Source organism: Pantoea jilinensis (genome assembly GCF_019104105.1).
Taxonomy (GTDB): Bacteria; Pseudomonadota; Gammaproteobacteria; order Enterobacterales; family Enterobacteriaceae; genus Pantoea; species Pantoea eucalypti.
In genome coordinates this window covers 3,282,278-3,309,120 of the sequence record NZ_CP077746.1, presented here as the reverse complement: position 1 = coordinate 3,309,120, position 26,843 = coordinate 3,282,278, and the positions used below count along the sequence as shown (strand labels likewise).

Here is a 26,843-nt window from a genome sequence, read left to right as displayed (position 1 = left end):
CTCCTGGATTACTGGAAACTGTGCTCTGCCGCCGGGTAAGTACCGGCCTCGACTTCGGCGATATAGTGGCGAATCGCCGCGCGAACATCGCCGGTCTCCGCCAGGAAATTTTTAGCAAATTTGGGAATGTGACCGCCAGTCACGCCCAGCGCGTCATGCATGACCAGAATCTGACCATCGGTGACGTTACCGGCACCAATGCCAATCACCGGTATCGTGAGTGCGTCGGTAATCTGCTGCGCCACCGACACCGGTACGCACTCCAGCACCATCAACTGCGCGCCAGCGGCTTCCAGTGCCAGTGCATCGGCCAGCAGCTGCTCTGCGCCTGCTTCATCACGACCCTGTACTTTATAGCCGCCAAAGATATTCACCGACTGTGGCGTCAGGCCAAGATGACCACACACCGGCACGGCCCGTTCGGTCAGCATCTGCACGGTCTCAGCCAGCCAGCTGCCGCCTTCCAGTTTCACCATATTGGCGCCGGCACGCATCAGCCGTGCGGCACTCTCGAAGGTCTGCTGTGGCGTGGCATAACTCATAAATGGCAGATCGGCGAGCAGCAGTGCCTGCGGCGCACCCCGGCGTACGGCGGTGGTGTGATAAGCGATATCGCTGACCGTGACCGGCAGCGTGGAGTCGTGCCCCTGCACCGTCATTCCCAGTGAATCACCAACAAGCAACACCTGAATACCTTCATCGGCAAACAGACGGGCAAAACTGAAATCGTAGGCGGTCAGCGTCGCGAACTTTTTACCGCTGGCTTTCGCCTGACGCAGATGTGAAATCGTGGTGGGTTTCATGGCGCTCTCAACTCAGGAATTCTGATGGGCGCAGTTTACTGGATAGCGTGAAAGAGCGGAATCAGAGAGTTGCGTTTGTCTGATCAGCCGTGCCACAGCACGATGCTGCTACTGTCGAGGGCGGCAAGAAAAGTGCTGAGTGCGCGGCCGTCGGGCAGGTGGGCATCCGGGGCAATCGCCAGCAGCGGCACCAGCATAAAGGCGCGATTCTGCAGATCATAATGCGGCACAATCAACCGCTCCGTGTTGATCACTGCATCGCCAAACAGCATCAGATCGATGTCCAGCGTGCGGGGACCCCAGCGTTCTGCCTTGCGCACCCTGCCATGCTCCAGCTCAATCCGCTGGGTATGGTCAAGCAGCGCGTCTGCGCTGAGATCGGTTTCAAGTGCCACTGCGGCATTGAGAAAATCGGGCTGATCGGGTGGGCCATAGGGCGGCGTGCGGTAGAACGGAGAGGTCGCGATGCGTTGCGTCTGCGGCAACGCATCCAGTGCGGTCAGCGCTGCATCAACCTGATGCAGCGGATCGGCCAGGTTACTGCCTAACGCGAGATAAACCCGTGTCATGAGGCGTTTTGATTGTCACGACGCGGCGCGGAAGGACGGCGGCGCGGACGACGCGATTTATTGCGTGGCACCGGATCATCACCCAGGTTATTCAGCATGTTTTTCTGATGTGGCGGCGCAGCCACCTGGAATTCACCCCACCACTGGCTCAGGCGCAGCAGTTCAGGGTTATTTTCCACTTCTGCCCGCAGCGCCAGCAGATCGTAAGCGGCGCGGAATTTCGGATGCTCCATCAGTTTCCAGGCACGTTTACCGTGACGGCGTGACATGCGTAACTGCAACAGCCAGATATCGCGGATAAGCGAAGTAATACGCTTCGGAATCGCCAGCGCACGGCAGGCTTCATCCAGCGTATCGTTCATCGCCATCGCAAAAGCTTCGAAGTAGGTCAGGCCACTTTCCTGCGCGATGCGTTCGGCCGCTTCAAGCTGCGGATACCAGAACATCGCGGCAAACAGAAATGCCGGATTAACGCGCATATCGTTGTGAATGCGGTTATCGGTATTTTTCAGCACCTGAGCCAGCATCCGCTCCATGTGACTGTCGCTGTTTTCCGTGAAGTTGCGTGCCAGCGTCGGGAACAGCGGCTGGAACAGCTGATATTCACACAGTTTAAGATAGGTGCTGTAACCGTATCCGGCCTGTAGCAGTTTCAGTGACTCTTCAAAAAGGCGTGCAGGCGGGATATCACGCAGCAGCGAAGCGAGACGCGGAATCGGCTCGGCGGTCTCCGGCGCAATACGCATATTGAGCTTGGCGGCAAAACGCGCAACGCGCAGCATCCGCACCGGATCTTCACGGTAGCGGGTTTCCGGATCGCCAATCAGGCGGATAATGCCCTGTTCGAGATCGCTGATGCCGCCGACATAGTCGCGCACGCTGAAATCAGCCACGCTGTAGTAGAGGCTGTTGATGGTGAGATCGCGACGCTGGGCATCATCTTCGATAGAACCAAAGATATTATCGCGAAGCAGCATGCCACTCTGGGCGCGCTGCGAACTGTTACGATCTTCTGCAATCTCTTCCACCTGATGATGGCCACGGAACGTTGCGACTTCGATCACTTCCGGGCCAAACATGACGTGTGCCAGACGGAAACGACGACCGACCAGGCGACAGTTGCGGAACAGCTTACGCATTTGCTCTGGCGTGGCGTTGGTGGTCACGTCGAAATCTTTGGGTTTTTGCCCCAGTAGCAAATCGCGCACGCCACCGCCTACCAGATAGGCTTCATAACCGGCTTTGTTCAGGCGATAGAGCACTTTGAGGGCATTTTCGCTGATGTCTTTACGTGAGATGGTATGGCTTTCACGAGGGATGATGGTCATCAGACGCTCTGGTTCAACCTCTGCTGGGGCTTCCTCTTCATCACGCTTCAGGACTTTCCGGCAAAAATTAGCTACTCGGGTAAAAATGGGACACCTCGACAGTGGCAATTAGGGTGTAGGTAAAATCAGCGGCTAATCATAGCCTGTTGAGAACCGTTTGAGAATGCTGTTGTCTATGCATCCGGTTTCAGGGCGTTCTGTTGCGGCATCAAAGCGATATTCCACTGCGACACCGCATCAGACAGCAGTTTGTCCTGCGTTAAGTCCTGCCAGCCGTCTGAAACAGGCTGTCCAAGGAAACGCAATGCTGCCACCAGCAGCGGTCTGGCATCGCCATCCGGCAGCGAAGGTGCATGATTCTGCTTTGATAACTTATTGCCATCATGGTTAAGCACTAGCGGCAGATGTAACCAGGCAGGCACCGGCCAGCCAAATTGCTGATAGAGCGCAATCTGTCGTACCGTCGGCTCAATAAGATCTGCGCCGCGAACCACTTCGGTAATACCCTGAAAATGATCATCGACAACCACCGCCAGGTTATAGGCAAACAGGCCATCACGACGGTGAATGATAAAGTCTTCCTGTGCCAGGCGTCGGTCCGCCTCCACATGGCCGCGCAGTCGATCGTCAAACGCAAAGACCGGCGCATGCTGTCGCAAACGTAACGCGGCATTTGCGGGTCCGCGTTGTCGTTCCCGGCAGTAACCATCATAGAAACCGCCAATCTCCTGGATGCGACGCCTCGGGCAGGTGCAGAAATAGCTCTGGCGATGCTGCTGCAGCCAGGCCAGCGCCTCCCGGTAGGCTTCATGACGCTGTGACTGCCACAACACATCGCCATCCCAGGTTAAGCCGTAATGTTCCAGCTGATGCAGGATACGGCTGGCGGCACCGGATACTTCCCGTGGCGGATCGATATCTTCAATTCTTACCCGCCAGATGCCGTTTTGCGCGCGTGCGCTCAGGTAACTGCCCAGGGCAGCAATAAGCGAGCCAAAATGGAGTTCACCAGAGGGAGAAGGGGCGAAGCGACCGACACAGGAGGATGGCATAGGATTCAGAAGTGACCACGCAGCGGACAAACAAACATTTGTTCCGCTGCGTGGTAACAGGCTGGACGCGGCATTAGCCGGCCATTTGTTTCTCACGAATTTCTGCTAACGTCTTACAGTCGATGCAGAGATCGGCAGTAGGACGCGCTTCGAGACGGCGAATACCAATCTCAACGCCACAGGAATCGCAATAACCGAAGTCGTCATCTTCGACTTTCTTCAGCGTCTTCTCGATCTTTTTGATCAGTTTACGTTCGCGATCGCGGTTACGCAGCTCCAGACTGAATTCCTCTTCCTGCGCGGCACGGTCAACCGGGTCCGGGAAGTTAGCGGCTTCATCCTGCATATGCGATACAGTACGATCGACTTCGTCCCGCAATTGATTACGCCAGGCTTCCAGAATCTTGCGAAAATGGGTCAGCTGCGCGTCGTTCATATACTCTTCGCCTGGCTTCACCTGATAAGGTTCAACACCAGCGATAGCGAGAATACTCAGGGACGATGTTTTACGGTTTTGACCTTCTTGCATGTTGCTTCTCCTGGATAACACGCACTATACCCTCTGACTTCCGTCTCGCAGTGGCGTTGCTGCCAGCCTGCATTTAACGTCTGCGGGGTACATCGATCCCCCATTGGGGAAAAAAACAGGCCGCTATAAATAACAGAAGCAGTCAGGGTTGGCAATTCTTCATGAACACACCTTGACAAGCCTGTGAGGAACAGCGTATTCAGCCCTTAGCTCAGAACATTCTTAACACATAAAATTGCAAAAGATATTACAAGGTTACGTTGATCGGCGATTTAAGAAACATTCCCTCCGCCGATAAGTCTGCCTGATACGCTAAAATCTCTACGCCTTCCTGTTGCGCCTGAGCCAGTTGTTCTGCATACACCGCATCAATGTGGCGTGCCGGGGAAACGTCCTCAATCCCCGAGTGCAAAACGGCAAACAACAAAACGGCCCGATGACCCTCTGCTGCAACTGTCGCCAGTTCACGCAGGTGCTTCTGTCCTCGAATCGTCACCGCATCCGGAAAATAACCTTTTCCTTCATGGAGAAGGGTTACGGATTTCACCTCAATATAGCAGTTGCGCCGGGCATCTGCCTTGAGCAGGAAATCAATTCTGCTTTTTTCACTGCCATATTTTACTTCCGCCTGACGCTGGGAATACCCCGCCAGCGCGGGCAGCCTGTTTTGATCCAGCGCTTCAGCCACCAGCTGGTTAGCGCGCAGAGTATTGACACAAATCCAGTGGCCCTGCTGCGTTTCGGTCAGCTCCCAGCTGTGAGGGTATTTGCGGGTCAGGCTGTCGGACGTTGAATACCAGACCCGATCGCCCGGCGTAGCACAGCCCGTCATGGCGCCGGTGTTGGCACAGTGGATCGTCAGAACCTCACCGTCCGGCGTCATAACATCGGCAAGGAAACGTTTGTAACGGGCAATCAGGCGGGCGGGTTTAAGAGGAGGAGAGAAGTGCATGCGGATCCTGAGACGTTAATGGCCAGCTGGCCAGAGCGCGATAGCGGGTGCGGCCCCGGGAATATTCAGAGGCAAACAGGGAAAACGTGGAGACGTGAAAACGCCAGTGAAAGCCGCGTGGCGGTAACGCAACCGGCTGAGTGGCATGGCGTAACAGCGTGATATGTGGATGAAACGGCTGCGGACTCTGGTAACAGCCATGTCGGGCGGCCTGCGCACGGAGCAGGCTGGCGAGCTGCAGCAGACCCCGTGGTGCGCGCTGGCAACCCAGCCAGACCACGCCCGGACGTGGCCAGTGTCCGGCATCATCCAGGTCGAGATCAAAACCGGGCTGGATAATGCGGGAAGCCAGCGTTTGCAGTTGCTGGGAGGTTTGCGGCGCGACCTCACCCAGAAATGCCAGCGTCAGATGCAGATTCGCTGCGACCACTGGCTGGCCCGCCTCGGCAGGAAAGTTGTCTGCCCGCCAGTGCACCAGCTGCTGCTGCATCTCGTCAGGCAGGCTGATGGCAAAAAATAAGCGTTGTGTCGGCATGGCGCTCTCCGGCAAATATCACGTGCTACAATGCGCGCCATCTTAGCACAGGCAGAAGCGGAGTTTGCTGTGAGCGATTTACCGGTCAGCGTGGTGCTGCCTGACATCCTGGCGGCGCTGCGTGACGCCTCTCAAATCCTGCTGGCCGCGCCCACCGGCGCGGGAAAATCGACCTGGCTGCCCTTGCAGTTACTACAGCATGCAGCCTTGCCGGGACGAATCATTATGCTGGAGCCACGCCGGCTGGCGGCGCGTAATGTCGCGCAGCGGCTGGCGGAGCAGCTCGGTGAGCAGCCGGGAGCCACGGTGGGGTTCAGGATGCGTGGCGAAAGCTGCGTCGGGCCACAGACCCGGCTTGAAGTGGTGACCGAAGGCATGCTCACGCGCATGCTTCAGCACGATCCGATGCTGGAGGGCGTGTCGCTGGTGATCCTTGATGAGTTTCACGAGCGCAGCCTGCAGGCCGATCTGGCGCTGGCGCTGCTGCTCGATGTGCAGCAGGGGCTGCGCGACGACCTTAAAATCATGCTGATGTCCGCCACGCTGGATAATGCCCGACTGGCGGCGCTGCTGCCGGATGCGCCATTGATTGTCTCAGAAGGGCGCAGCTATCCGGTTGAGCGTCGTTATGCGTCGCTGAATCAGAACGTGCGTTTTGAAGAGGCGGTCGCGCGTGAAGTCGCCCAGCTGCTGCGCGATGAAGCCGGATCACTTCTGCTGTTTCTGCCGGGCGTGGCGGAAATTGAACGGGTGAAACGCGAACTGGAATCACGCATCAGCGACGACGTGGACCTGACACCGCTCTATGGGGCACTGCCGCTGGTGGCGCAGCGCCGGGCGATACTTCCCGCTGCTGCCGGACGCCGCAAAGTGGTGCTTGCCACCAATATCGCTGAGACCAGCCTGACCATTGAGGGGATCCGGCTGGTGGTCGACAGCGCGCTTGAGCGCAGCGCTCTGTTTGACGCCCGCAGCGGCGTGACGCGGCTGCAGACCCAGCGAATCAGCCAGGCATCCATGATCCAGCGTGCAGGTCGCGCCGGGCGACTGATGCCGGGACTCTGTCTGCATCTGTTACCGCAGGAGCAGGCATCCCGTGCGGCGGCGCAGAGCGAACCGGAAATTGTGAACAGCGATCTCTCGTCGCTGTGGCTGGATCTGCTGCAGTGGGGCTGTACCGAGCCGCACCAGTTACAGTGGCTGGATCAGCCGCCCGCCAGAAATCTGGATGCCGCAAAACAGCAGCTGACTCGCCTGGGTGCGCTGGACAGCAACGGCCTGCTCAACACGCTGGGACGGCGCATGGCGCAGCTGGGCTGCAATCCCCGACTGGCTGCTATGCTCTGTGCCGCAGGCGATGAAACGGATGCGGTTGCCAGCGCCGCGCTGCTGGTGGCGATTCTGGAAGATCCTCCGCGTAGCGGCAGTCCCGATCTGCGGGATGCCCTGCATCGGCCACAGTCTCCATGGCAGCGACGCGCGCAGCAGTGGCAGCAACGACTCAAAATTCGTGGCGGACGGGTCGATGAAGATCGTTTCGCTGGCTTGCTGGCGGCAGGTTTTGGCGATCGGCTGGCGCGGCGACGTGACCAGAGTGGCCGTTATCAACTGGCCAACGGCCTGGGTGCCAGACTGGATGAGCAGGATGGCCTGACACGCAATGAATGGCTGATTGCGCCTGCTCTGTTACAGGGCAGTACCACGCCGGATGCCCGGATGTTGCTGGCGCTACCGGTCGACATTGAGACGTTGTGCCAGCAGCAGCCCGCATTGATTGAGCGCCGTACTGAAGTGGAGTGGGACGAAGAGAAAGGCACACTGCGCGCGTTCAGACGCGAGCAGATTGGCGCGCTGATACTGAAGACCCAGCCGATGGCGCGCCCGGAACCGGCGGTGCTGCACGCAGCCATGTTGCGCTGGATTGCCGAAAAAGGTCTGTCGGTGCTGGGCTGGACGCCGGATGCCGAACAGCTGCGCCTGCGCATCCAGTGTGCGGCGCAGTGGTTGCCGGAAGAGAGCTGGCCCGCCACAGACGATGAGAGCCTGCTTAAGAGCCTGCCACAGTGGCTATTGCCGCAGATGTCAGCAGTGCGCGATCTCCGCAGCCTGCAGGCGGTGAACCTGACGACGGCACTCTTACATTTACTCACATGGTCGCAACGTCAGCGGCTGGATACTGTGCTGCCAACTCATTACACTGTGCCGACCGGAAGCCGGCTGCCGATCCGCTATGATGCGGACAAGCCGCCCGCGCTGGCGGTCAGGATTCAGGAGATGTTTGGTGAGGCGACGAATCCTGCCGTGGCGGAAGGACGTATTCCGCTGGTGCTGGAGCTGTTATCGCCCGCCCAGCGCCCATTGCAGATCACCCGCGATTTGGCGGCGTTCTGGCGCGGTGCCTGGCCTGAAGTCAGGAAAGAGATGAAGGGGCGTTATCCTAAACATCCCTGGCCAGAGGATCCGGCCAATGCCTTGCCAACAAGGCGAACCAAAAAAATGTCCCCGCAGGGTTGAGTCCGCTGGATCGAATTCAGAGGGTTCTGCCATGCGGCACGCGAGAAAGCAGTTAGAGTAGCGGCGCTGCCGTAAGCACTGCCTGGAGAAAAAAAGTCATGTCTGGGAACGATCGCGAACCAATAGGGCGCAAAGGTAAACCGTTGCCGCCGCGCAGCAGTGCGGGCCGGGGACGACGCAGGGATATCGAACAGGATATCGATCAGGACGATTTTAATGATGACGAGGAGGAAGCGCCGGTGCCACGTAAAGGTAAAGGTGGAAAACCGCCGCGCGGCAAACGCCGTTGGCTGGGATGGTTAATTAAACTGTTCCTGGTGTTTGTGGTGGTCATGGTCGCATGGGGCATCTACCTCGACTCAGAAATTCGCAGCCGTATTGACGGTAAAGTGTGGCAACTGCCCGCGACCGTCTATGGTCGCATGGTCAGCCTGGAACCGGGTATGGCCTACAACAAAAGTGAAATGGTGGCGCTGCTGGAAGGAACCCAGTATCGCGAAGTCTCCCGAATTACCCGCCCTGGCGAGTTTTCGGTGAAGGGCAACACCATCGATCTGCTGCGTCGCCCGTTTGATTTCCCCGACAGTAAAGAGGGACAGATCCACGCGCGCATGAGCTTCACGAAAGATGAGCTGAGCGAGATTAAAAACCTCGAAACCGGCCGTGATTTTGGCTTTTTCCGCCTCGATCCACGCCTGATCACCATGCTGCAGTCGCCGAATGGTGAACAGCGTCTCTTTGTGCCACGCGCCGGTTTCCCGGATCTGCTGGTCGATACGCTGATCGCTACCGAAGATCGCCATTTCTATGAGCACGATGGCATCAGCCCGTACTCCATTGGTCGCGCCTTCCTGGCGAACATCACGGCCGGGAAAGCGGTGCAGGGCGGCAGTACGCTGACCCAGCAGCTGGTGAAGAACCTGTTCCTCACCAACGAGCGTTCACTGTGGCGTAAAGCGCGTGAAGCCTATATGGCGGTGATCATGGATGCGCGCTACAGCAAAGATCGCATTCTGGAACTCTATCTGAACGAGGTCTATCTCGGTCAGGCAGGGAGTGATCAGATCCGCGGCTTCCCGCTGGCGAGCCTTTACTACTTTGGCCGCCCGGTGGATGAGCTCAGTCTGGATCAGCAGGCGATGCTGGTTGGCATGGTGAAAGGTGCGTCGCTCTATAACCCGTGGCGTAACCCGAAACTGGCGCTGGAACGACGCAACCTGGTGCTGCGCCTGTTGCAGCAGCAGAAAGTGATCGACCAGGAGCTGTATGACATGCTGTCGGCGCGTCCGCTGGGCGTGCAGCCGAAAGGGGGTGTGATCACGCCGCAGCCTGCCTTTATGCAGATGGTGCGTAACGAGCTTCAGGCGAAACTGGGCGATAAGATTAAAGATCTCTCCGGCGTGAAAATCTTCACTACGCTGGATCCGGTGTCACAGGATGCAGCCGAAAAAGCCGTTATTGATGGTATTCCGACGCTGAAAAAACAGCGTGGCCTGAAAGATCTGGAAACCGCGATGGTGGTGGTTGACCGCTTTAGCGGTGAAGTCCGCGCCATGGTCGGCGGTGCCGATCCGCAGTACGCCGGTTACAACCGTGCGTTACAGGCGCGCCGCTCTATTGGTTCACTGGCGAAACCCGCCACCTACCTCACCGCGCTGAGCCAGCCAAACAGCTACCGGCTGAACAGCTGGATCGCCGATGAGCCGATTGCGCTGAAGCAGCCAAACGGCAGCGTCTGGAAACCGATGAACGACGATCGTCGCTTCAGCGGAAAAGTGATGCTGGTGGATGCGCTGACCAACTCCATGAACGTGCCGACGGTTAACCTCGGTATGACGCTGGGGCTGGATGCGGTGGTGGATACCTGGAGCAAGCTGGGTGTGCCGAAAGATCAGCTGCATCCGGTTCCGGCGATGCTGCTGGGTGCCATGAACCTGACGCCGGTTGAAGTGGCGCAGGCGTTCCAGTCAATCGCCAGCGGCGGTAACCGCGCATCGCTCTCTGCAGTACGTTCGGTGATTGCGGAAGATGGTAGCGTGCTCTATCAGAGCTATCCGCAGGCAGAACGGGTTGAACCCGCGCAGGCGGCCTATCTGACGCTCTACACCATGCAGCAGGTTGCTGACCACGGTACCGCCCGTGCACTGGGTGCGCGCTTCCCGAATGCGCATCTGGCCGGTAAAACCGGTACCACCAACGACCTGGTCGACAGCTGGTTTGCCGGTATTGATGGCAAAGAAGTCGCGATCACCTGGGTGGGGCGCGATAACAACCAGCCGACCAAACTCTATGGTGCCAGTGGCGCGATGCAGCTTTATCGTCGTTACCTCGACATTCAGGCACCGATGCCGTTGCAGCTGACGCCACCGGAGGATGTGTCGATGATGAATGTCGATTCAGCCGGTAACTTTGTCTGTGGCACGGGCAGCAGCACCTGGCGTTCTCTGCCGGTGTGGGCGCTGGATCCGAATGCGCTGTGTCAGCAACAGCAGCAGCAGGTTCAGCAGCAGCAACAGCTGTTTGATCAACAGCAGCAACAGCAGCAGCCGCAACAACAACCGGCCCAGCAACCGCAGGAGCAGAAAGACAGCGACGGCGTAGCAGGCTGGATCAAAGATATGTTTGGCAAATAAATCAGTCAGACAGGTTTATAAGGGCGCTTCGGCGCCCTTTTTTTGTTGCTGATTAATACGCATCAATCGCCCTGCAAACGGCGTCACGACTGGGATTTCTTCTTGCAGTGTCCGCTGAAGTTCGCATATTATCTAATCCGTTATAATAATCATTATCGTTTCGATTCGCCCTTAAGGGCCTATTTTCTGAGACACATTTATGAATGCGCGAACGACTTTTGCAGCCGACACCAAAAAAACATTTTCCCGACCGCTTCTGGGCATCATGATCTCTCTCAGTCTGAGCACCTCACTTTACGCCGCACAGGCGGAGACGATGGTGGTTTCAGCGGATGGCGGCAGCGGCGCCGAGGCGGAAAGCGCCTGGGGCCCGGCACCCACTGTGGCAGCCAAACGCAGCGCCACCGGTACGAAAACCGATACGCCGATTGAAAAAAATCCGCAGTCTGTCTCCGTGGTCACCCGCGAAGAGATGGAAATGCGCAATGTCACCAGCGTGAAAGGGGCATTTAACTATACGCCTGGCGTACTGACCGGTAACCGTGGCAGCTCAGATGTGATTGATGCGTTGTCGATTCGCGGCTTCAGCGAAACTAATACCAATCAGTATATGGATGGCCTGAAACTGCAGGGGGATAACTACTCTGAGTTTGCCATCGATCCTTATTTTCTGGAGCGCGCCGAACTGCTGCGCGGTCCGGTGTCGGTACTCTACGGCAAAAGCAATCCTGGCGGTGTGGTCTCGCTGGTGAGCAAGCGTCCGACCCAGGAAACTCTGCGTGAAGTGCAGTTCCAGATGGGCAACGATAACCTCTTCTCAACGGGATTTGACTTTGGTGGGGCGCTGGATGATGACGGCGTCTACAGCTATCGCCTGACCGGCCAGGCGCGCAGTCAGGATGCGCAGCAGGCGATGAACAAAGAGAAGCGCTACACCATCGCGCCCGCATTTAGCTGGCGTCCCGACGATCGCACCCGCGTTGACCTGCTGACCTATTTCCAGAACGAACCCGAAACCGGCTATTACGGCTGGCTACCGCGTCAGGGCACGGTCGTCCCCATCACGCGTGCCGATGGCAGCCAGTATAAACTGCCGACCAACTTCGATGAAGGCGAGCAGAGCAACAAGATTTCACGCACCACCAAAATGATCGGCTATAACGCCGAGCATAGCTTCAATGACACCTGGACGCTGCGCCAGAACCTGCGTTACGCCGACCTGCGCACCGATTACCGCAGTATTTATGGTAACGGTTTCCTGCCGGAGACGCAGCAGATCACGCGAGGTTCGGCCGTTTCAGAAGAGAAGCTCAATCAGTTTGCGGTGGATAACCAGGCGCAGGCGAAGTTTGCCACGGGTCAGGTTGATCATACGCTGTTGCTGGGCGTGGACTTCCAGCGGACCCGCAATGATATCGACGCACAGTTTGGCTCGGCATCGAACCTGAATGCGGTAAATCCGCAATATGGCGATAATAGCGTCACGCCATTTGCCAATCCCTATCAGCACCTCAACAAGCAGCGTCAAACCGGCCTCTATGCACAGGATCAGATGGAATGGAACCGCTGGGTGCTGACACTGGGCGGCCGCTACGACTATGCCATGACTTCGGTTTACGATCGGGTGACGGACACCGTTGATCGCCAGAACGATCAGGCCTTTACCTGGCGTGGTGGTCTGAACTACGTGTTTGATAACGGCATCGCGCCTTATTTCAGCTACAGCGAAGCCTTTATTCCAAATGCCGGATCGACCTTTGATGGCCAGGCATTCGATCCGTCGCGCGCTAAACAGTATGAAGCGGGCGTGAAGTACGTACCTAAAGATCGTCCGGTTGTGCTCACCGCAGCCGTTTTTCAACTGACCAAAACCAAAAACCTGACGGCCGATCCTGATACGTTCAATCATCCGTTTGCCAGCGTGCAGAGCGGTGAAATCCGGTCGCGCGGCGTAGAGCTGGAAGCGAAAGCGGCGCTGAATGCCAACGTTAACCTGACGGCGTCCTACACCTATACCGATGCGGAATATACCGAAGATACGCAGCTGAAAGGCCGAACGCCGGTGAGCGTCCCTAAAAATATGGCCTCACTCTGGAGTGACTACACCTTCCACGAGACAGCCCTGTCGGGTGTGACAGTGGGCGCGGGTGTGCGTTATGTCGGCGAGAGCCAGGGTCTCTACAGCACCGGCACCGAGCAGAACCAGAACTTTAAGGTTGCCGGTTACACCACGGTAGATGCGGCGCTTAAATATGACCTCGGTCGTTTCGGTCTGCCGGGCTCAACGGTGGGCGTTAACGTCAACAATCTGTTCAACCGCGAGTATGTCGCCAGCTGCTACCGGGAATACGCCTGCTACTGGGGCGCGGAGCGTAAGATTGTCGGCACCGCGACCTTCAGATTCTGATTTAACCGGGCGCTTCGGCGCCCGTTCGTTCACAGGGATAACCATGCCGCATCCGCACGCAGAAGAGGCGACTTTTACGCTGGCAAACGCCAGTTTTGAAGTGCCCGGCCGAACTCTCCTTCAGCCCCTCTCGCTGACCTTTCCACCTGGCAAAATGACCGCGCTGATTGGTCATAACGGTTCCGGTAAGTCGACGCTGTTGAAAATGCTGGGCCGTCATCACGTGGCCAGCGGCGGAGAGGTGCTGCTGAATCAGCAGCCGGTCGGGCGCTGGAACAGCAAAGCGTTTGCCCGCGAGGTGGCCTATCTGCCGCAGCAGTTACCGGCAGCCGAAGGGATGACGGTGCGTGAACTGGTGGCGATTGGTCGCTATCCCTGGCACGGCGCGCTGGGCCGTTTCGGGCAGGACGATCGGGACAGGGTAGAAGATGCGATTGCCCAGGTCGGGCTAAAGCCCTTTGCCGGGCGACTGGTGGACAGTCTGTCGGGCGGTGAGCGTCAGCGCGCCTGGCTGGCGATGATGGTGGCGCAGAACAGTCGCTGTCTGCTGCTGGATGAACCGACGTCGGCGCTGGATATCGCTCATCAGGTTGAGGTGCTGGCGCTGATAAAAGATCTGAGCCAGCAGCGCGGCTTAACCGTAATTGCGGTGTTGCACGATATCAATATGGCAGCCCGCTACTGCGATCATCTGGTGGCGCTGCGTCAGGGCGCGATGATTGCCGAAGGTAACGCGCAGGCGATTATGCAGCCTGAGGTGCTCGGCGCGATTTATGGCATCCCGATGGGCATTTTACCGCATCCGCAGGGCGGCGCGCCGGTCAGTTTTGTTTGTTAAGGAAAGGATGATGCCCGATCTTTATCGCCGCCGACTGTTGCTGGCACTCGCGGCCTCGCCACTGTTTTGTGCACTTCCCCTGCGTGCTGCCACGCCCAATCCGGGCCGGATTATTGCACTGGAGTGGCTTCCCACCGAACTGTTGATCGCTCTGGGCGTTACGCCCTGGGGCGTGGCTGATCTGCACAACTACAACATCTGGGTCGGGGAGCCGCCGCTGCCTGCGGACGTGATCGATGTGGGTCTGCGCACCGAACCTAATCTTGAGCTGATGGCACAAATGCAGCCGTCGCTGATCCTCTGTTCAAATGGCTATGGCCCGCCTGAAGAGAAACTTACACGCATCGCACCGATCATGGGCTTTGACCTTCACAGCGGCGACGGGAAACCCTTCACCGCCGCGCGGGCATCGCTGCGTAAGCTGGCGGCGAGACTTGGATTACGCGATCGCGCTGAGCAACATCTGCGCGAGGTCGATGCGCAACTGGCACAGGCGCGTCAGCGGCTGGCGCCCTATGCCGGACGCACGATTCTGCTGATGTCGCTGCTTGACAGCCGTCACGCCATCACCTTTGGTAAAAACAGTCTGTTCCTGGAAGTAATGACGCTGCTGGGCCTGAAAAATGGCTGGCAGGGCGAAACAAATTTCTGGGGTAGCGCGGTAATCGGCATCGAGCAGCTGGCGCAGGCTGGAAATGTGGATGTCATCTGTTTTGATCATGACAATGACGCAGAGATGCAGCAGTTGATGCGCAGCCCGCTGTGGCAGGCCATGCCGTTTGTTCGCACCGGACGCTTTCAGCGCGTCCCTGCAGTCTGGTATTACGGTGCTACGCTTTCGGCGCTGCACTTTGTTCGCGTGCTGGAACGCGCGCTGGAGACGCACTGATGCGCCATGCTCTGTTTCCCGCAGGTCTCCTCAGCCTGCTGTTTCTGCTCTCACTCAGCCTGACGCTGGTTAATCTGCACCATGCGCTGCCGCAGCATGAGTGGTGGCAGGCATTCTGGTCACCGACGGTCGATAGCCTGCCGCAGATGGTGTTTCACTACAGCCTGCTGCCGCGCACGGCGCTGGCGCTGCTGGTGGGCGCCGGGCTGGGGCTTGCCGGTCTGCTGTTTCAGCAGATATTGCGGAACCCGCTGGCCGAACCCACCACGCTGGGTGTCTCTTCCGGCGCACAGCTGGGCATTACCGTGGCGACGCTGTGGCATCTGCCGGGCGGCGCGCTGACACAGCAGTTTGCCGCGCTTGGCGGAGCGTTGCTGGTGGCCGCGCTGGTGTTTGGTGTGGCCTGGGGCAAACGTCTGTCGCCGGTGACGCTGATTCTGGCCGGGCTGGTGCTGAGCTTCTACAGCGGTGCGGTAAATCAAATCTTCGCTATCTTCAATCACGATCAGCTGCAGAACATGTTTCTGTGGAGCACCGGCGCGCTGAATCAGATGAGCTGGGAAAATGTGCAGCAGCTCTGGCCGCGCCTGCTGCTGGCGTTTCTGCTGGCGCTGGCGCTGCTGCGTCCGCTGACACTGATGGGGCTGGATGATGGTGTAGCAAAAAATCTGGGGCTGGCGCTCTCGGTGGCGCGTATCGGTGGCCTCGGGCTGGCAATCCTGCTTAGTGCACAGCTGGTGAATGTCGCCGGTATCATCGGTTTTATCGGACTGTTTGCGCCGCTGCTGGCGAAGCTGCTGGGTGGTCGACGGCTCCTCAGCCGGATGCTGCTGGCACCGCTTACCGGCGCGCTGCTGCTGTGGCTGGCCGACAGTTGCGTGTTATGGCTTAGCGCACACTGGCGCGATATCCCGACCGGAACGGCCACGGCACTGCTCGGTGTACCCATTTTGTTGTGGCTGCTGCCGCGACTGCGTACGGGTTCAGTGCCGCCCGCCCTGAATCAGGGCGACAACGTACCCGCCGAGCGACAAAACCTGTTGCGCTGGACGCTGACGGGTCTCGCGGTGCTTGCCCTGCTGGTGTGGGGTGCGCTGGCGTTTGGGCGTGATGCGCTGGGCTGGGTCGGGTCATCGGGCGAGATGCTGCACTCTTTGCTTCCGTGGCGTGCACCGCGCGTGCTGGCTGCGCTGGTGACCGGCCTGATGCTGGGCGTGGCGGGGAGCCTGATCCAGCGGCTGACCGGTAATCCTATGGCCAGCCCGGAAGTGCTGGGCATCAGTTCAGGTGCCGCCTGTGGCGTCGTCGTCATGATGTTCTTAGTGCCGGGCGATGCGATGGCATGGCTGCTGCCCGCCGGTGCGATGGGGGCCGCGCTGACGCTGCTGGTGATCATGGCGGTAGCCAGTCGTGGCGGCTTCTCACCTGAGAGAATGCTGCTGGCGGGTATGGCGCTTAACAGCGCCTTTGTCACCCTGCTGATGCTGCTGCTGGCAAGTGGCGATCCCCGCATGGGCGGGCTGCTGAGCTGGATCTCCGGCTCAACCTATAACATCAGCGGCAGTCAGGCGATCCAGAGCGCACTCTGTGCGCTGCTGCTGGTCTCGCTGGCACCACTGGCGAGCCGCTGGCTGACGCTGCTGCCGCTGGGAAGTGCTACCGCACGCTCGGCCGGCATGGCATTAACGCCCGCGCGGCTGAGTCTGCTGCTGCTGGCAGCCGCGCTGACCGCCAGCGCAACGCTGACTATTGGTCCGCTGAGTTTTGTTGGATTAATGGCGCCGCACATGGCGCGCATGTTGGGATTCCGGCGTGCCTTGCCGCAACTGCTGTTGTCGGGATTACTGGGGGCGGGACTGATGGTGCTGGCTGACTGGTGCGGGCGAATGCTGGCATTCCCGGATCAAATTCCTGCCGGGCTGATGGCGACATTTTTAGGTGCACCTTACTTTATCTGGTTGCTGCGTCGTTCAGGTTAAAAAAAAGACCAGCGCAAGCCGGTCTTCATCTTTAACGTTACCGAAATTACAGCTTCGCGAAACAACGACGCGCGGCATCAACCGTGCGCTGAATATCCTCTTCGCTGTGCGCCAGTGACATGAAGCCCGCTTCATAAGCTGATGGCGCAAAGTAAACGCCTTCCTCCAGCATCAGATGGAAGAAGGTTTTAAAGCGTTCCACATCGCAGCGGGTCACATCGGCGTAACAGGTCACGCTGTCAGCATCGGTGAAGAACAGGCCAAACATCCCGCCAACATGGTTAATCACCAGCGGAATATTTTGCTGTTGTGCGGCTTCGCGCAGACCCTCTGCCAGCTTGCGGGTCAGGGTATCGAGCTTCTCGTGCGTGCCCGGCTGCGCGATCTGCGTCAGGCAGGCAAAACCGGCAGCCATCGCGATCGGGTTACCGGAGAGCGTTCCTGCCTGATAAACCGGGCCGGTCGGCGCCAGTGCAGCCATCACGTCGCGACGGCCACCGAATGCACCGACTGGCATCCCGCCACCGATAATTTTTCCGAGGCAGGTCAGGTCAGGACGTACATTGTAGTGAGCCTGCGCGCCACCCAGCGCCACACGGAAGCCGGTCATCACTTCATCGATAATCAGCAGTGCGCCGAACTCATCGCAGAGCGCGCGCAGGCCCGGCAGGAATTCTGGCTGCGGCGGGATGCAGTTCATATTACCGGCAACCGGCTCAACGATGATGGCAGCGATGGCATCAGGATATTGCTCGAAGGCGCTGCGCACGGAGTCGAGATCGTTGAAAGTGCAGGTCAGGGTATGTTTAGCGAAATCTGCTGGTACGCCCGGCGAGTTTGGCTGACCCAGCGTCAGGGCACCGGAACCGGCTTTCACCAGCAAATGATCGGCATGGCCGTGATAGCAGCCTTCAAACTTAATAATTTTATCGCGGCCGGTAAAGCCTCGAGCCAGACGGATTGCGCTCATGGTCGCTTCGGTACCGGAGTTAACCATCCGCACCATCTCCATGCTCGGCACCAGCTCACACACCAGCTGCGCCATGGTCACTTCCATTTCGGTCGGTGCGCCAAAGCTCAGGCCGCGCTGGGCTGCTTCGATCACCGCATTACGGATCGCCGCGTTGTTATGGCCCAGCACCATCGGTCCCCATGAGCCGACATAGTCGATATAGGCTTTGCCATCAGCGTCATACAGATACGCACCATCAGCATGTTCAATAAACAGTGGAACGCCACCCACACCGGTAAATGCGCGTACTGGCGAGTTTACCCCACCCGGAATCAGGCGTTGTGCCTCGGCAAACAGTTGTTCGGACTTACTCATTTTCGGCTCCAGCGTTTCAGAAAAATATTGCGCCATTCTACGGAAGAGCAGCAGCAGACGAAAGGTGGATTCACCCACAGCGTCCTGAACGGAGGGGAAAGCGGCACAGAGTGCGAAGGGCAGAGCTTGATTGCGCTGAGGTGCTGACTGATAATAGCGTTATTAAGGTCGTTTTCTGACCTGGGCGTTTACCGGAGTAAAACATGAGTGATGAAGTAGTAGCACTGCCGTTGCAGTTTACCGACGCCGCAGCCACCAAGGTGAAAAACCTGATTGCCGATGAAGAGAACCCGGCGCTGAAACTTCGCGTCTATATCACCGGTGGCGGTTGCAGTGGTTTCCAGTATGGCTTTACGTTTGACGACCAGCTGAACGATGGCGATATGACAATTGAAAAGCAGGGCGTCTCACTGGTCGTTGATCCAATGAGCCTGCAATATCTGGTGGGCGGTTCGGTTGATTATACGGAAGGCCTGGAAGGATCGCGCTTTATCGTGACCAACCCGAATGCCAAAACCACCTGTGGCTGTGGCTCATCCTTCAGTATCTGATCGCGCAGGCCGTCACTCCGACGGCCTCATTTACCACTCTATTGTGACCAGCCGGTTACTCTGCTTCAGGCTTCCCTGCGATTGAATCTGACTTTGGGTTACGCGTGGCTGCGCGCTTGCCTGTCTGCCACAGTTGATTTGCGGCAAAAGCGGACCGTTAGCCGTGTTGATTTCACAGCGTGAATAGATGACAAGCCTGGCGCCTATAGAGCCATTTATCGATCCCGCAAAAGCAGATCCGGTGATCAAAAGCCCTATGGCCAGCAGCAGTGCTCTGGTCATATAAGGTTCCTGGTGTTTTAAAAAGCGCCGCGGCGCTAAAAGGACGGTGAGCATACGTGGCCCGCTCGTCTCTGGTATTGATTAACGGCAAAAAAGGCTGTTTCTTTAATCGATGCGTGGACTTATTGTGCGGGATGCAACGCCGAACAGAGTTGCTGCGCCGCCAGCAGCAGCCGCGGACCCGGCCGGCTTAACCAGTCCTCGTTAATGGCGATCACCGGCACCGTGAGCTGTGGCCGCCAGTAAGTACGAATGTTCTCCGCCTGCTGTGCACCTCCGGCTATAACCACGGCCTGAGGATGGCGCATCAGCACCTGCTCACGGCTGACCTGCGGCCAGCTGACGCGGCTGTCAGCAAAAATATTCCTGCCACCACATAACGTAATAACTTCATTTTGCAGCGTGGCTCTGGCGGCGGTAAAAAGCGGCTGCTGACCAAACTGCAAAAAAAGCGGAACCGCAGTCAGATGAGTATAGCGCTGTCGCAGCGCCGCTGCCTGCTGTCGTAGCGCTCTGGCCGCGCTGGCGGCCTGCTCTGGCCTGGGACTCCAGCGGCCCAGATCGGCCAGTGCCGTGAACATCTCATCCAGTGTCAGTGGATCAATCCATTTAATGGGTACGCCGAGCTGCTGCAACTGCTCAATCTGCCGCTGCGGATTACCGCCGCGCCAGGCCAGGACCAGATCCGGCTTGAGCTGCAGAATACGCTCGGTTTTGATGCCCTGCCAGTTGGCGACCTGTTCAATCTGTTTCGCCTGCGGCGGATAGTCGGACCAGGCGCTGACTGCGATCGGCGTAATCCCGGCAGCAAAGGCGAGTTCGGTAAGGTGTGGAGCGAGGGTGATAACACGCGGTGGGGAAGCGAGCAGGCTGCCGCTTAATAGCAGCAGCCAGCAGAACAGCAGCGTTTTAGCCACGCGCCAGATGCGCCAGCAGGTTCTCCACCATCAGCGACGATTGCGTCGCTGCAACGCTCAGGAATTCATCAAAGCTAAGGTGCGATTCTTTATCGGCCACGTCTGAAATCGCGCGGACCACCACAAACGGCACCTGGAACTGATGACAGACGTGACCGATAGCGGTCGCTTCCATCTCAACCGCAATCGCCTGCGGGAACAGACTCCGAATGCGCGCCAGCGGCTCAGCGCCATTGATAAAGGCATCACCGCTTACCACCAGACCGCGTACAGCATTCAGGTCCAGCTGCTTAATGCAGGCTTCGGCAGCCGCGATAAGCTTGCTGTCTGCCACAAACGCAGCAGGGCAACCCGCCATCTGGCCTGGCTCATAACCAAAAGCGGTGACGTCAGCATCGTGATAACGCACTTCATCTGATACCACGATATCGCCGACGCTCAGTGACGGTGCTAAACCGCCTGCCGACCCGGTGTTGATCACCACATCCGGCTTGCAGAGCTGCAGCAGCAGCGTGGTACCCAGCGCGGCAGAGGTTTTACCAATGCCCGATTTCAGCAGTGCCACTTCAACGCCCTGCAGGGTGCCGGTATAGATTTCACAACCCGCCAGTGTCAGCGTTTGACGGTTTTCAATTTTGTCACGCAGCAGTGTGACTTCCTGCTCCATCGCGCCAATAATGCCTGCTTTCATAGTGAGTTCCGCTAATGTAAAGAATCAAAATTTAGGGCATAGTCTACCATGGCATTCAGGGGATTAATTCACGAAAAAGTCAGGGGTAATTCATGTCGGCGATCAATTTCAGGAAGAAGATCAGCTTCTCACGCCCTTATAACAGCCGAAAAGATCCGGAAGGTGAATATTACATTACCCGCCATTTTGAGAGCGACCGTGGACGAATTATCAACTCGGCCGCTATCCGGCGTCTGCAGCAGAAAACGCAGGTCTTTCCACTGGAGCGCAACGCCGCCGTTCGCTCCCGCCTGACGCACTCGCTGGAGGTGCAGCAAACCGGGCGCTACATCACCAAAGAGATTCTGCAAACCCTGAAGATGCAGGGCGGGCTGGCGCAGTATGGACTGGATGAGATGGAAGGCGCGTTTGAAAGTCTGATCGAGATGGCGTGTCTGCTGCATGACGTCGGTAATCCGCCGTTTGGCCATTTTGGCGAGGCCGCCATTAACGACTGGTTTGAAGAGAACCTCTCTGCCGAACTGGTGGATCCGCTGGTAGCGGGCGTTGAAGGAGAAGAACAGCGGAAGGCTTTTGATCAGCTGAATGCCATGATCCGCCAGGACCTCTGCCATTTTGAGGGCAATGCGCAGGCCATTCGTATGGTGCATACGCTGCTGCAACTCAATCTCAGTTATTCTCAGGTCGCCTGCATCCTGAAATATACCGCACCCGCCTGGTGGCAGGGTGAAAAACCTGCCGAATTTAGCGTCTTAATGAAGAAACCCGGCTTTTATCTCTCTGAGCAGGAGTATATTGCGGATTTACGTGCTGCCACCAATATGGAAGAACACCATCGCTTTCCGCTTACCTATATAATGGAAGCGGCGGATGATATCTCCTATTGTATTGCCGATTTGGACGACGCTGTAGAAAAAGATATCTTTAATGTTGAGAGTTTGTTTGAGTTTCTCAATAAAGCCTGGGGGCCGGTTAAAAATAATGACGCCTTCAGCCGGACTATTGGTGAAGCCTGGCGCGAAGCCTGCAGTAAAAAACGGCGAAGCCGCAGCGATCAATTTTTTATGTCATTACGCGTAAATGTTCAGAGCGTGCTGGTAAGTTATGCCGTGAAACGTTTCGTTGATAATCTGCCTGCTATATTCGATGGCAGTTTCAATCACGCGCTGCTGGAAGATGAGGGTGAAGAGGGCCGGTTACTGCAACTGTTTAAAACTGTTGCGCGCCAGCAGGTCTTTAATCACTCTGAAGTCGAGCAGCTGGAGTTGCAGGGATACCGCGTAATCAAAGGGCTGCTGGAGATCTATCAGCCGCTGATGCGCCTGAACTATGAGGCTTTCACCACGCTGATAAATGAAGACTTCCTGCGTCAGCATCCGATTGAAACCCGGCTTTTTCATAAGCTTTCTGGTAAACACCGTAAAGCCTATTTGCAAAAGATGCGTACCCTTGTGGTAGAGCATAAATATCAGCGGCTGCTGTGGGAACGTTATTATCGCTTCCGGCTTATTCAGGATTATATCAGTGGAATGACCGATCTCTATGCCTGGGATGAGTATCGCCGACTGATGGCTGTAGAATAAGCCGGCGTTTGTAAAGGCCGCGAATAAATTTTTACCTTTGACTTAAACTTTTAAAGAAATTTCGCGCTAAAACATTTATCTCACCTTTCGACCACAGCAATGGTCTGAACAGTAATCTTATCGAGAAATGAAAAATGAAAAAAAAGACTTTAGTGTTAAGTGCGCTGGCGTTGAGCCTGAGCATGGCGCTCGCCCCAGTTACTGTTTTTGCTGCGCAAACGGCCTCTTCCGATAGCCAGCAACTCCCTAGCCTGGCGCCTATGCTGGAAAAGGTAATGCCGTCTGTGGTCAGTATCAGCGTTGAGGGTACCACCACCGTGAAAACCCCGCGCATGCCGCAGCAGTTTCAGCAATTCTTTGGCGACAACTCGCCCTTCTGCCAGGACGGTTCCCCGTTCCAGGGATCACCCATGTGTCAGAGCGGTGACGGCGCGGGCGGTAACGGTGGCGCGCCAGGCCCTGATACCCAGCAGGAAAAATTCCGGGCTCTCGGGTCGGGCGTCATCATCAACGCTGAAAAAGGCTATGTGGTGACGAACAACCACGTGGTGAACAACGCCACTAAAATTCAGGTGCAGCTCAGCGATGGTCGTCATTATGACGCCAAAGTCATTGGTAAAGATCCCAGCTCTGACATTGCACTGATTCAGCTGAAGGACGCTAAAAATCTGACTGCTGTGAAAATCGCTGACTCCGACAGCCTGCGCGTCGGTGACTACACCGTGGCGATCGGCAACCCGTATGGTCTGGGTGAGACCGTCACCTCCGGGATCGTCTCGGCGCTGGGACGCAGCGGCCTGAACGTGGAAAACTACGAAAACTTTATCCAGACGGATGCGGCAATTAACCGGGGTAACTCCGGTGGTGCGCTGGTTAACCTTAATGGTGAACTGATAGGGATTAACACCGCTATTCTGGCGCCGGATGGCGGCAACATCGGTATCGGCTTTGCTATCCCAAGCAACATGGTTAAAAACCTGACGGCTCAGATGGTTGAGTTTGGTCAGGTGAAACGTGGCGAGCTGGGCGTGCAGGGGACTGAACTGAACTCCGAGCTGGCAAAAGCGATGAAGGTTGATGCACAGCGTGGTGCCTTTGTCAGCCAGGTGCTGCCAGACTCTGCGGCGGCTAAAGCGGGTATTAAAGCGGGTGACGTGATTGTTTCAATGAATGGCAAACCGCTGAGCAGCTTTGCTTCTCTGCGTGCGGAAGTGGGTTCGCTGCCGGTTGGCACCACACTGAAACTGGGCCTGCTGCGCGACGGCAAACCCGTTGATGTCTCGGTTACCTTGCAGCAGAGCAGCCAGGCGAAAGTGCAGTCCGCCACCATTTACAACGGCATTGAAGGGGCTGACCTCAGCAATGTTGAAACCGGTGATAAAGGTGTTCGCGTGGATAATGTGAAACCCGGCAGCGCCGCAGCGCGTATCGGCCTGAAAAAGGGTGACGTGATCCAGGGAGTTAACCAGCAGCCGGTAACCAACCTCGGTGAGCTGCGAAAAGTCCTCGACACCAAACCAGCCGTTCTGGCGCTGAATGTGAAACGTGGTGACAGCAGCATCTATCTGCTGATGCAGTAACGGTATAACAACTGTTCATGAGGCGGACTGCGGTCCGCCTTTTTTATGCCCGCCTTCCGCGCCGCCAGAGTGTGATGCTCTCCGCAAATTCGGTAAATGATTGCCCGGCTCTGTGCAGTTGCACAATGCTCTGTGCGCAACCCATGCGTATTCTGTTTCTCACCCTCTTTTCCAGGAGTAATGGATGGCTACCTATCACCTTGATGCCCGGCTGGCGCAGGATATCGTGGCACGCACCATGAAAATTATTGACAGTAATGTCAACGTGATGGATGCGCGGGGCCGGATCATCGGCAGCGGTGACCGGGAGCGTATTGGGGAGTTGCACGAAGGTGCGTTGCTGGTGCTCTCTCAGGGGCGTGTTGTCGATATTGATGAGGCGGTGGCTAAACATCTTCATGGTGTGCGGCCTGGCATTAATCTGCCGCTGCGCATCGACGGTGACATTGTCGGGGTCATTGGGCTGACGGGCGAGCCACTGGCGCTGCGACATTATGGCGAACTGGTCTGCATGACCGCAGAGATGATGCTGGAACAGGCGCGATTGCTGCATATGCTGGCGCAGGACAGCCGTCTGCGTGAAGAGCTGGTGCTGAACCTGATCCGCAGCGATACCCTGTCGCCACAACTGACTGAATGGGCACAGCGCTTGGGCATCGATCTCAATCAGCCGCGTGTGGTCGCCGTGCTGGAAGTGGACAGCGGTCAGCTCGGCGTCGACAGCGCGATGTCAGAGTTACAGCAGCTGCAAACGCTGCTGACCACGCCGGAGCGCGATAATCTGATCGCTATTGTGTCGCTGACCGAAATGGTGGTGCTGAAGCCCGCACTGAATGGACATGGACGCTACGACCAGGAGGATCATCGCCGCCGCGTGGAACAGTTACTGCAGCGGATGAAAGAGAGCGGACATTTACGGATGCGTATCGCACTGGGCAACTTCTTTAGCGGGCCTGGCAGCATTGCACGCTCTTACCGGACCGCACGCACCACAATGATGGTGGGCAAGCAACGTATGCCCGAGTTACGCAGCTATTTTTATCAGGATCTGGTGTTGCCGGTGCTGCTCGACAGCCTGCGTGGCGGCTGGCAGGCCAACGAACTGGCCCGGCCACTGGCGAAGCTTAAGAACATGGATAACAACGGCTTGCTGCGACGCACGTTAATCGCGTGGTTCACCCATAATGTCCAGCCAAGCGCCACCGCGCGTGCGCTGTTCATTCATCGCAATACGCTGGAATATCGGCTAAACCGGATTTCTGAACTCACCGGACTGAATCTTGGCCATTTCGATGACAGGCTGTTGCTCTATGTGGCTTTACAGCTGGATGAGCAGGGATAGGAGCCGAATTCAGGGCATAAAAAAGGCCAGCAAAGCTGGCCTCTCTCGTCGGACAAAAAATTAACGGCTGTTACGGGTTAATTTTTCCAGATCCGATTCAATTTCAGTGATCTTGTGGGAAACCACGCTTTCCAGGTGACGCAGGTCATCCAGAATTTTGCGTTTCAGATCCACTTCAACCTGGTCACGCTGGCAAATCTGGTCCAGTTCATCGATGACATAACGCAGATTCGGGCTGATTTCCTGAACTTCTTTGTAGCCCTGGGTTGCGTGATCGGCAACAACAGTTTTGCGCTGACGCGGATATTTGAATTTGACGCTCTTTGCGAAAAACTCGCCTTTATCTTTGCGGAAGTAAATCTTCAGAATGTCGTTGTTGGCTTCCTGACGCAGGCTGTAGCGGTCAATGTCGTCCGGGTTACTGATACCTAAGCTTTTCAGATTGTCATACATAGCGTTGTTTCCATCAAAAGTGAGAAGCGCGCAGACTTGTTCATGACGTCCGTCAACTTTAGACATAAATAAGCGGGATGAACATTGCGCGACAGGATTTAACTGGCGCGGATTATGACCTGGATGAAAACTAAACGCACCAGTTAATTCGCGACGCGAAGCATGTTGTTCAGGAATAGCTGTAAAGAAAAGATGACGGGCTGCTTTCCAGCCCGTCATTTTACTCAGTCGATGGTGCGCAGCAGTTCGTTAATGCCGGTTTTACCCAGCGTCTTCGCATCCACTTTCTTCACGATCACGGCACAGTAGAGGCTGTAGCTGCCATCTTTAGACGGCAGGTTACCTGAGACCACGACGGAACCGGCAGGAACACGGCCGTAGTGGACTTCACCGGTTTCGCGGTCATAGATTTTGGTGCTCTGACCGATGTAAACGCCCATTGAGATCACTGAGCCTGCTTCAACAATCACGCCTTCAACGATTTCAGAGCGTGCACCGATGAAGCAGTTGTCTTCGATAATGGTCGGGTTTGCCTGCAACGGTTCCAGCACACCACCGATACCCACGCCGCCAGAAAGGTGAACGTTTTTACCAATCTGCGCACAGGAGCCGACAGTCGCCCAGGTGTCCACCATAGTGCCTTCATCCACGAAGGCGCCGATGTTGACGTAAGAAGGCATCAGGACCGTGTTGCGGGCGATATAAGCACCCTGACGAACAGCTGCAGGCGGCACGACGCGGAAACCCGCTTCTTTGAAACGCGCTTCATCCCAGCCAGCAAATTTCATCGGGACTTTGTCGTAGAAGCGGGTTTCTGAACCTTCCATTACCTGATTGTCATTAATGCGGAAAGAGAGCAGCACTGCTTTCTTCAGCCACTGATGCGTTACCCACTCGCCGTCGATCTTCTCAGCAACGCGCAGCTCACCGCTGTCCAGCAGGGAGATAACCTGGTTGATGGCATCGCGGGTTTCGCTGTCGACGCTGGCAGGGGTAATATCAGCGCGACGTTCGAAGGCGGATTCAATAACGCTCTGTAACTGTTGCATATTTTTTTCCTGATCTGTCATGTGCGGTGCCGGACAAAAG

At 57.0% G+C, this 26,843-nt stretch carries 23 protein-coding genes; 10 read left to right on the top strand and 13 right to left on the bottom strand.

All coding sequences use genetic code 11. The features are described 5' to 3' along the window. Positions 1 to 8: 8 nt before the first annotated feature. From panB to thpR, 7 genes are all read right to left on the bottom strand, one after another. Positions 9 to 803 (bottom strand): 3-methyl-2-oxobutanoate hydroxymethyltransferase, encoded by a 795-nt coding sequence (gene panB, locus KTJ90_RS15670; protein ID WP_499025350.1) that lies wholly within the window; start codon positions 801 to 803, stop codon positions 9 to 11. Between the two features lie 83 nt (positions 804 to 886). After that, positions 887 to 1,372, bottom strand: a complete 486-nt coding sequence (gene folK, locus KTJ90_RS15665; RefSeq protein WP_499025348.1) for a 2-amino-4-hydroxy-6-hydroxymethyldihydropteridine diphosphokinase — start codon at positions 1,370 to 1,372, stop codon at positions 887 to 889. Then, complete coding sequence (pcnB, locus tag KTJ90_RS15660; protein ID WP_219848844.1) at positions 1,369 to 2,787, bottom strand: polynucleotide adenylyltransferase PcnB; 1,419 nt, start codon at positions 2,785 to 2,787, stop codon at positions 1,369 to 1,371. The genes folK and pcnB overlap by 4 nt, the downstream gene beginning before the upstream one ends. Before the next feature lie 86 nt (positions 2,788 to 2,873). Beyond that, positions 2,874 to 3,752, bottom strand: a complete 879-nt coding sequence (gene gluQRS, locus KTJ90_RS15655; protein WP_499025346.1) for a glutamyl-Q tRNA(Asp) synthetase — start codon at positions 3,750 to 3,752, stop codon at positions 2,874 to 2,876. Positions 3,753 to 3,825: 73 nt separating this feature from the next. Next, positions 3,826 to 4,281 (bottom strand): RNA polymerase-binding protein DksA, encoded by a 456-nt coding sequence (gene dksA / locus KTJ90_RS15650; protein WP_008925615.1) that lies wholly within the window; start codon positions 4,279 to 4,281, stop codon positions 3,826 to 3,828. A 247-nt stretch (positions 4,282 to 4,528) separates the two neighbouring features. Further along, entirely contained in the window at positions 4,529 to 5,233 is a 705-nt protein-coding gene (gene sfsA / locus KTJ90_RS15645; RefSeq protein WP_008925616.1) for a DNA/RNA nuclease SfsA, read from the bottom strand. Continuing rightward, on the bottom strand, positions 5,211 to 5,768 hold the full coding sequence (gene thpR, locus KTJ90_RS15640; protein ID WP_187512969.1) for an RNA 2',3'-cyclic phosphodiesterase: 558 nt from the start codon (positions 5,766 to 5,768) through the stop codon (positions 5,211 to 5,213). Before thpR ends, sfsA begins: the two co-directional genes overlap by 23 nt. A gap of 30 nt (positions 5,769 to 5,798) precedes the next feature. Here thpR and hrpB point away from each other — a divergent pair, with 30 nt between their 5' ends. The 6 genes from hrpB (at position 5,799) to fhuB (ending at position 17,028) form a co-directional block, all read left to right on the top strand. Continuing rightward, the gene (gene hrpB / locus KTJ90_RS15635) at positions 5,799 to 8,282 is read left to right on the top strand and encodes an ATP-dependent RNA helicase (RefSeq protein WP_499025340.1); all 2,484 of its coding nucleotides are present in this window, start codon (positions 5,799 to 5,801) and stop codon (positions 8,280 to 8,282) included. 98 nt (positions 8,283 to 8,380) lie between these two features. Then, the gene (gene mrcB, locus KTJ90_RS15630; protein ID WP_078804730.1) at positions 8,381 to 10,915 is read left to right on the top strand and encodes a bifunctional glycosyl transferase/transpeptidase; all 2,535 of its coding nucleotides are present in this window, start codon (positions 8,381 to 8,383) and stop codon (positions 10,913 to 10,915) included. 199 nt (positions 10,916 to 11,114) lie between these two features. Beyond that, positions 11,115 to 13,322: a ferrichrome porin FhuA gene (gene fhuA, locus KTJ90_RS15625; RefSeq protein WP_110411640.1), complete on the top strand. Its 2,208-nt coding sequence runs from the start codon at positions 11,115 to 11,117 to the stop codon at positions 13,320 to 13,322. A 43-nt stretch (positions 13,323 to 13,365) separates the two neighbouring features. Next, positions 13,366 to 14,160: a Fe3+-hydroxamate ABC transporter ATP-binding protein FhuC gene (gene fhuC / locus KTJ90_RS15620; RefSeq protein WP_039658726.1), complete on the top strand. Its 795-nt coding sequence runs from the start codon at positions 13,366 to 13,368 to the stop codon at positions 14,158 to 14,160. Positions 14,161 to 14,170: 10 nt separating this feature from the next. Further along, positions 14,171 to 15,049: a Fe(3+)-hydroxamate ABC transporter substrate-binding protein FhuD gene (gene fhuD, locus KTJ90_RS15615; protein ID WP_008925622.1), complete on the top strand. Its 879-nt coding sequence runs from the start codon at positions 14,171 to 14,173 to the stop codon at positions 15,047 to 15,049. Further along, positions 15,049 to 17,028 carry a Fe(3+)-hydroxamate ABC transporter permease FhuB gene (gene fhuB / locus KTJ90_RS15610; RefSeq protein WP_140033799.1) on the top strand — a complete coding sequence of 660 codons (1,980 nt, stop codon included), beginning with the start codon at positions 15,049 to 15,051 and terminating at the stop codon, positions 17,026 to 17,028. Before fhuD ends, fhuB begins: the two co-directional genes overlap by 1 nt. A gap of 46 nt (positions 17,029 to 17,074) precedes the next feature. Here the strand turns inward: fhuB and hemL are convergent, their stop codons facing one another. Beyond that, on the bottom strand, positions 17,075 to 18,355 hold the full coding sequence (hemL, locus tag KTJ90_RS15605; RefSeq protein ID WP_008925624.1) for a glutamate-1-semialdehyde 2,1-aminomutase: 1,281 nt from the start codon (positions 18,353 to 18,355) through the stop codon (positions 17,075 to 17,077). Positions 18,356 to 18,558: 203 nt separating this feature from the next. Between hemL and erpA the strand changes: the two genes are divergently transcribed. Next, positions 18,559 to 18,906: an iron-sulfur cluster insertion protein ErpA gene (gene erpA / locus KTJ90_RS15600; RefSeq protein WP_008925625.1), complete on the top strand. Its 348-nt coding sequence runs from the start codon at positions 18,559 to 18,561 to the stop codon at positions 18,904 to 18,906. A 30-nt stretch (positions 18,907 to 18,936) separates the two neighbouring features. Here erpA and KTJ90_RS15595 read toward each other — a convergent pair whose 3' ends face one another. The 3 genes from KTJ90_RS15595 to mtnN form a co-directional block, all read right to left on the bottom strand. Beyond that, positions 18,937 to 19,188, bottom strand: a complete 252-nt coding sequence (locus KTJ90_RS15595) for a hypothetical protein (protein ID WP_008925626.1) — start codon at positions 19,186 to 19,188, stop codon at positions 18,937 to 18,939. 122 nt (positions 19,189 to 19,310) lie between these two features. Next, positions 19,311 to 20,105 (bottom strand): TroA family protein, encoded by a 795-nt coding sequence (gene btuF / locus KTJ90_RS15590; protein ID WP_499025334.1) that lies wholly within the window; start codon positions 20,103 to 20,105, stop codon positions 19,311 to 19,313. Next, positions 20,098 to 20,796 carry a 5'-methylthioadenosine/S-adenosylhomocysteine nucleosidase gene (gene mtnN / locus KTJ90_RS15585; protein WP_008925628.1) on the bottom strand — a complete coding sequence of 233 codons (699 nt, stop codon included), beginning with the start codon at positions 20,794 to 20,796 and terminating at the stop codon, positions 20,098 to 20,100. Before mtnN ends, btuF begins: the two co-directional genes overlap by 8 nt. A 92-nt stretch (positions 20,797 to 20,888) precedes the next feature. Between mtnN and dgt the strand changes: the two genes are divergently transcribed. The 3 genes from dgt to KTJ90_RS15570 all read left to right on the top strand — a co-directional run bounded on the left by dgt (position 20,889) and on the right by KTJ90_RS15570 (position 25,301). Further along, entirely contained in the window at positions 20,889 to 22,379 is a 1,491-nt protein-coding gene (gene dgt, locus KTJ90_RS15580) for a dGTPase (RefSeq protein WP_008925629.1), read from the top strand. 134 nt (positions 22,380 to 22,513) lie between these two features. After that, positions 22,514 to 23,959: a serine endoprotease DegP gene (gene degP, locus KTJ90_RS15575; protein WP_008925630.1), complete on the top strand. Its 1,446-nt coding sequence runs from the start codon at positions 22,514 to 22,516 to the stop codon at positions 23,957 to 23,959. A gap of 184 nt (positions 23,960 to 24,143) precedes the next feature. Continuing rightward, positions 24,144 to 25,301, top strand: coding sequence for a CdaR family transcriptional regulator (locus KTJ90_RS15570; RefSeq protein WP_499025330.1), 1,158 nt, complete (start codon positions 24,144 to 24,146; stop codon positions 25,299 to 25,301). Between the two features lie 60 nt (positions 25,302 to 25,361). Here KTJ90_RS15570 and KTJ90_RS15565 read toward each other — a convergent pair whose 3' ends face one another. After that, entirely contained in the window at positions 25,362 to 25,754 is a 393-nt protein-coding gene (locus KTJ90_RS15565) for a DUF3461 family protein (RefSeq protein WP_008925632.1), read from the bottom strand. A 224-nt stretch (positions 25,755 to 25,978) separates the two neighbouring features. Beyond that, positions 25,979 to 26,803 (bottom strand): 2,3,4,5-tetrahydropyridine-2,6-dicarboxylate N-succinyltransferase, encoded by an 825-nt coding sequence (gene dapD, locus KTJ90_RS15560; RefSeq protein ID WP_008925633.1) that lies wholly within the window; start codon positions 26,801 to 26,803, stop codon positions 25,979 to 25,981. Positions 26,804 to 26,843 lie beyond the last annotated feature (40 nt).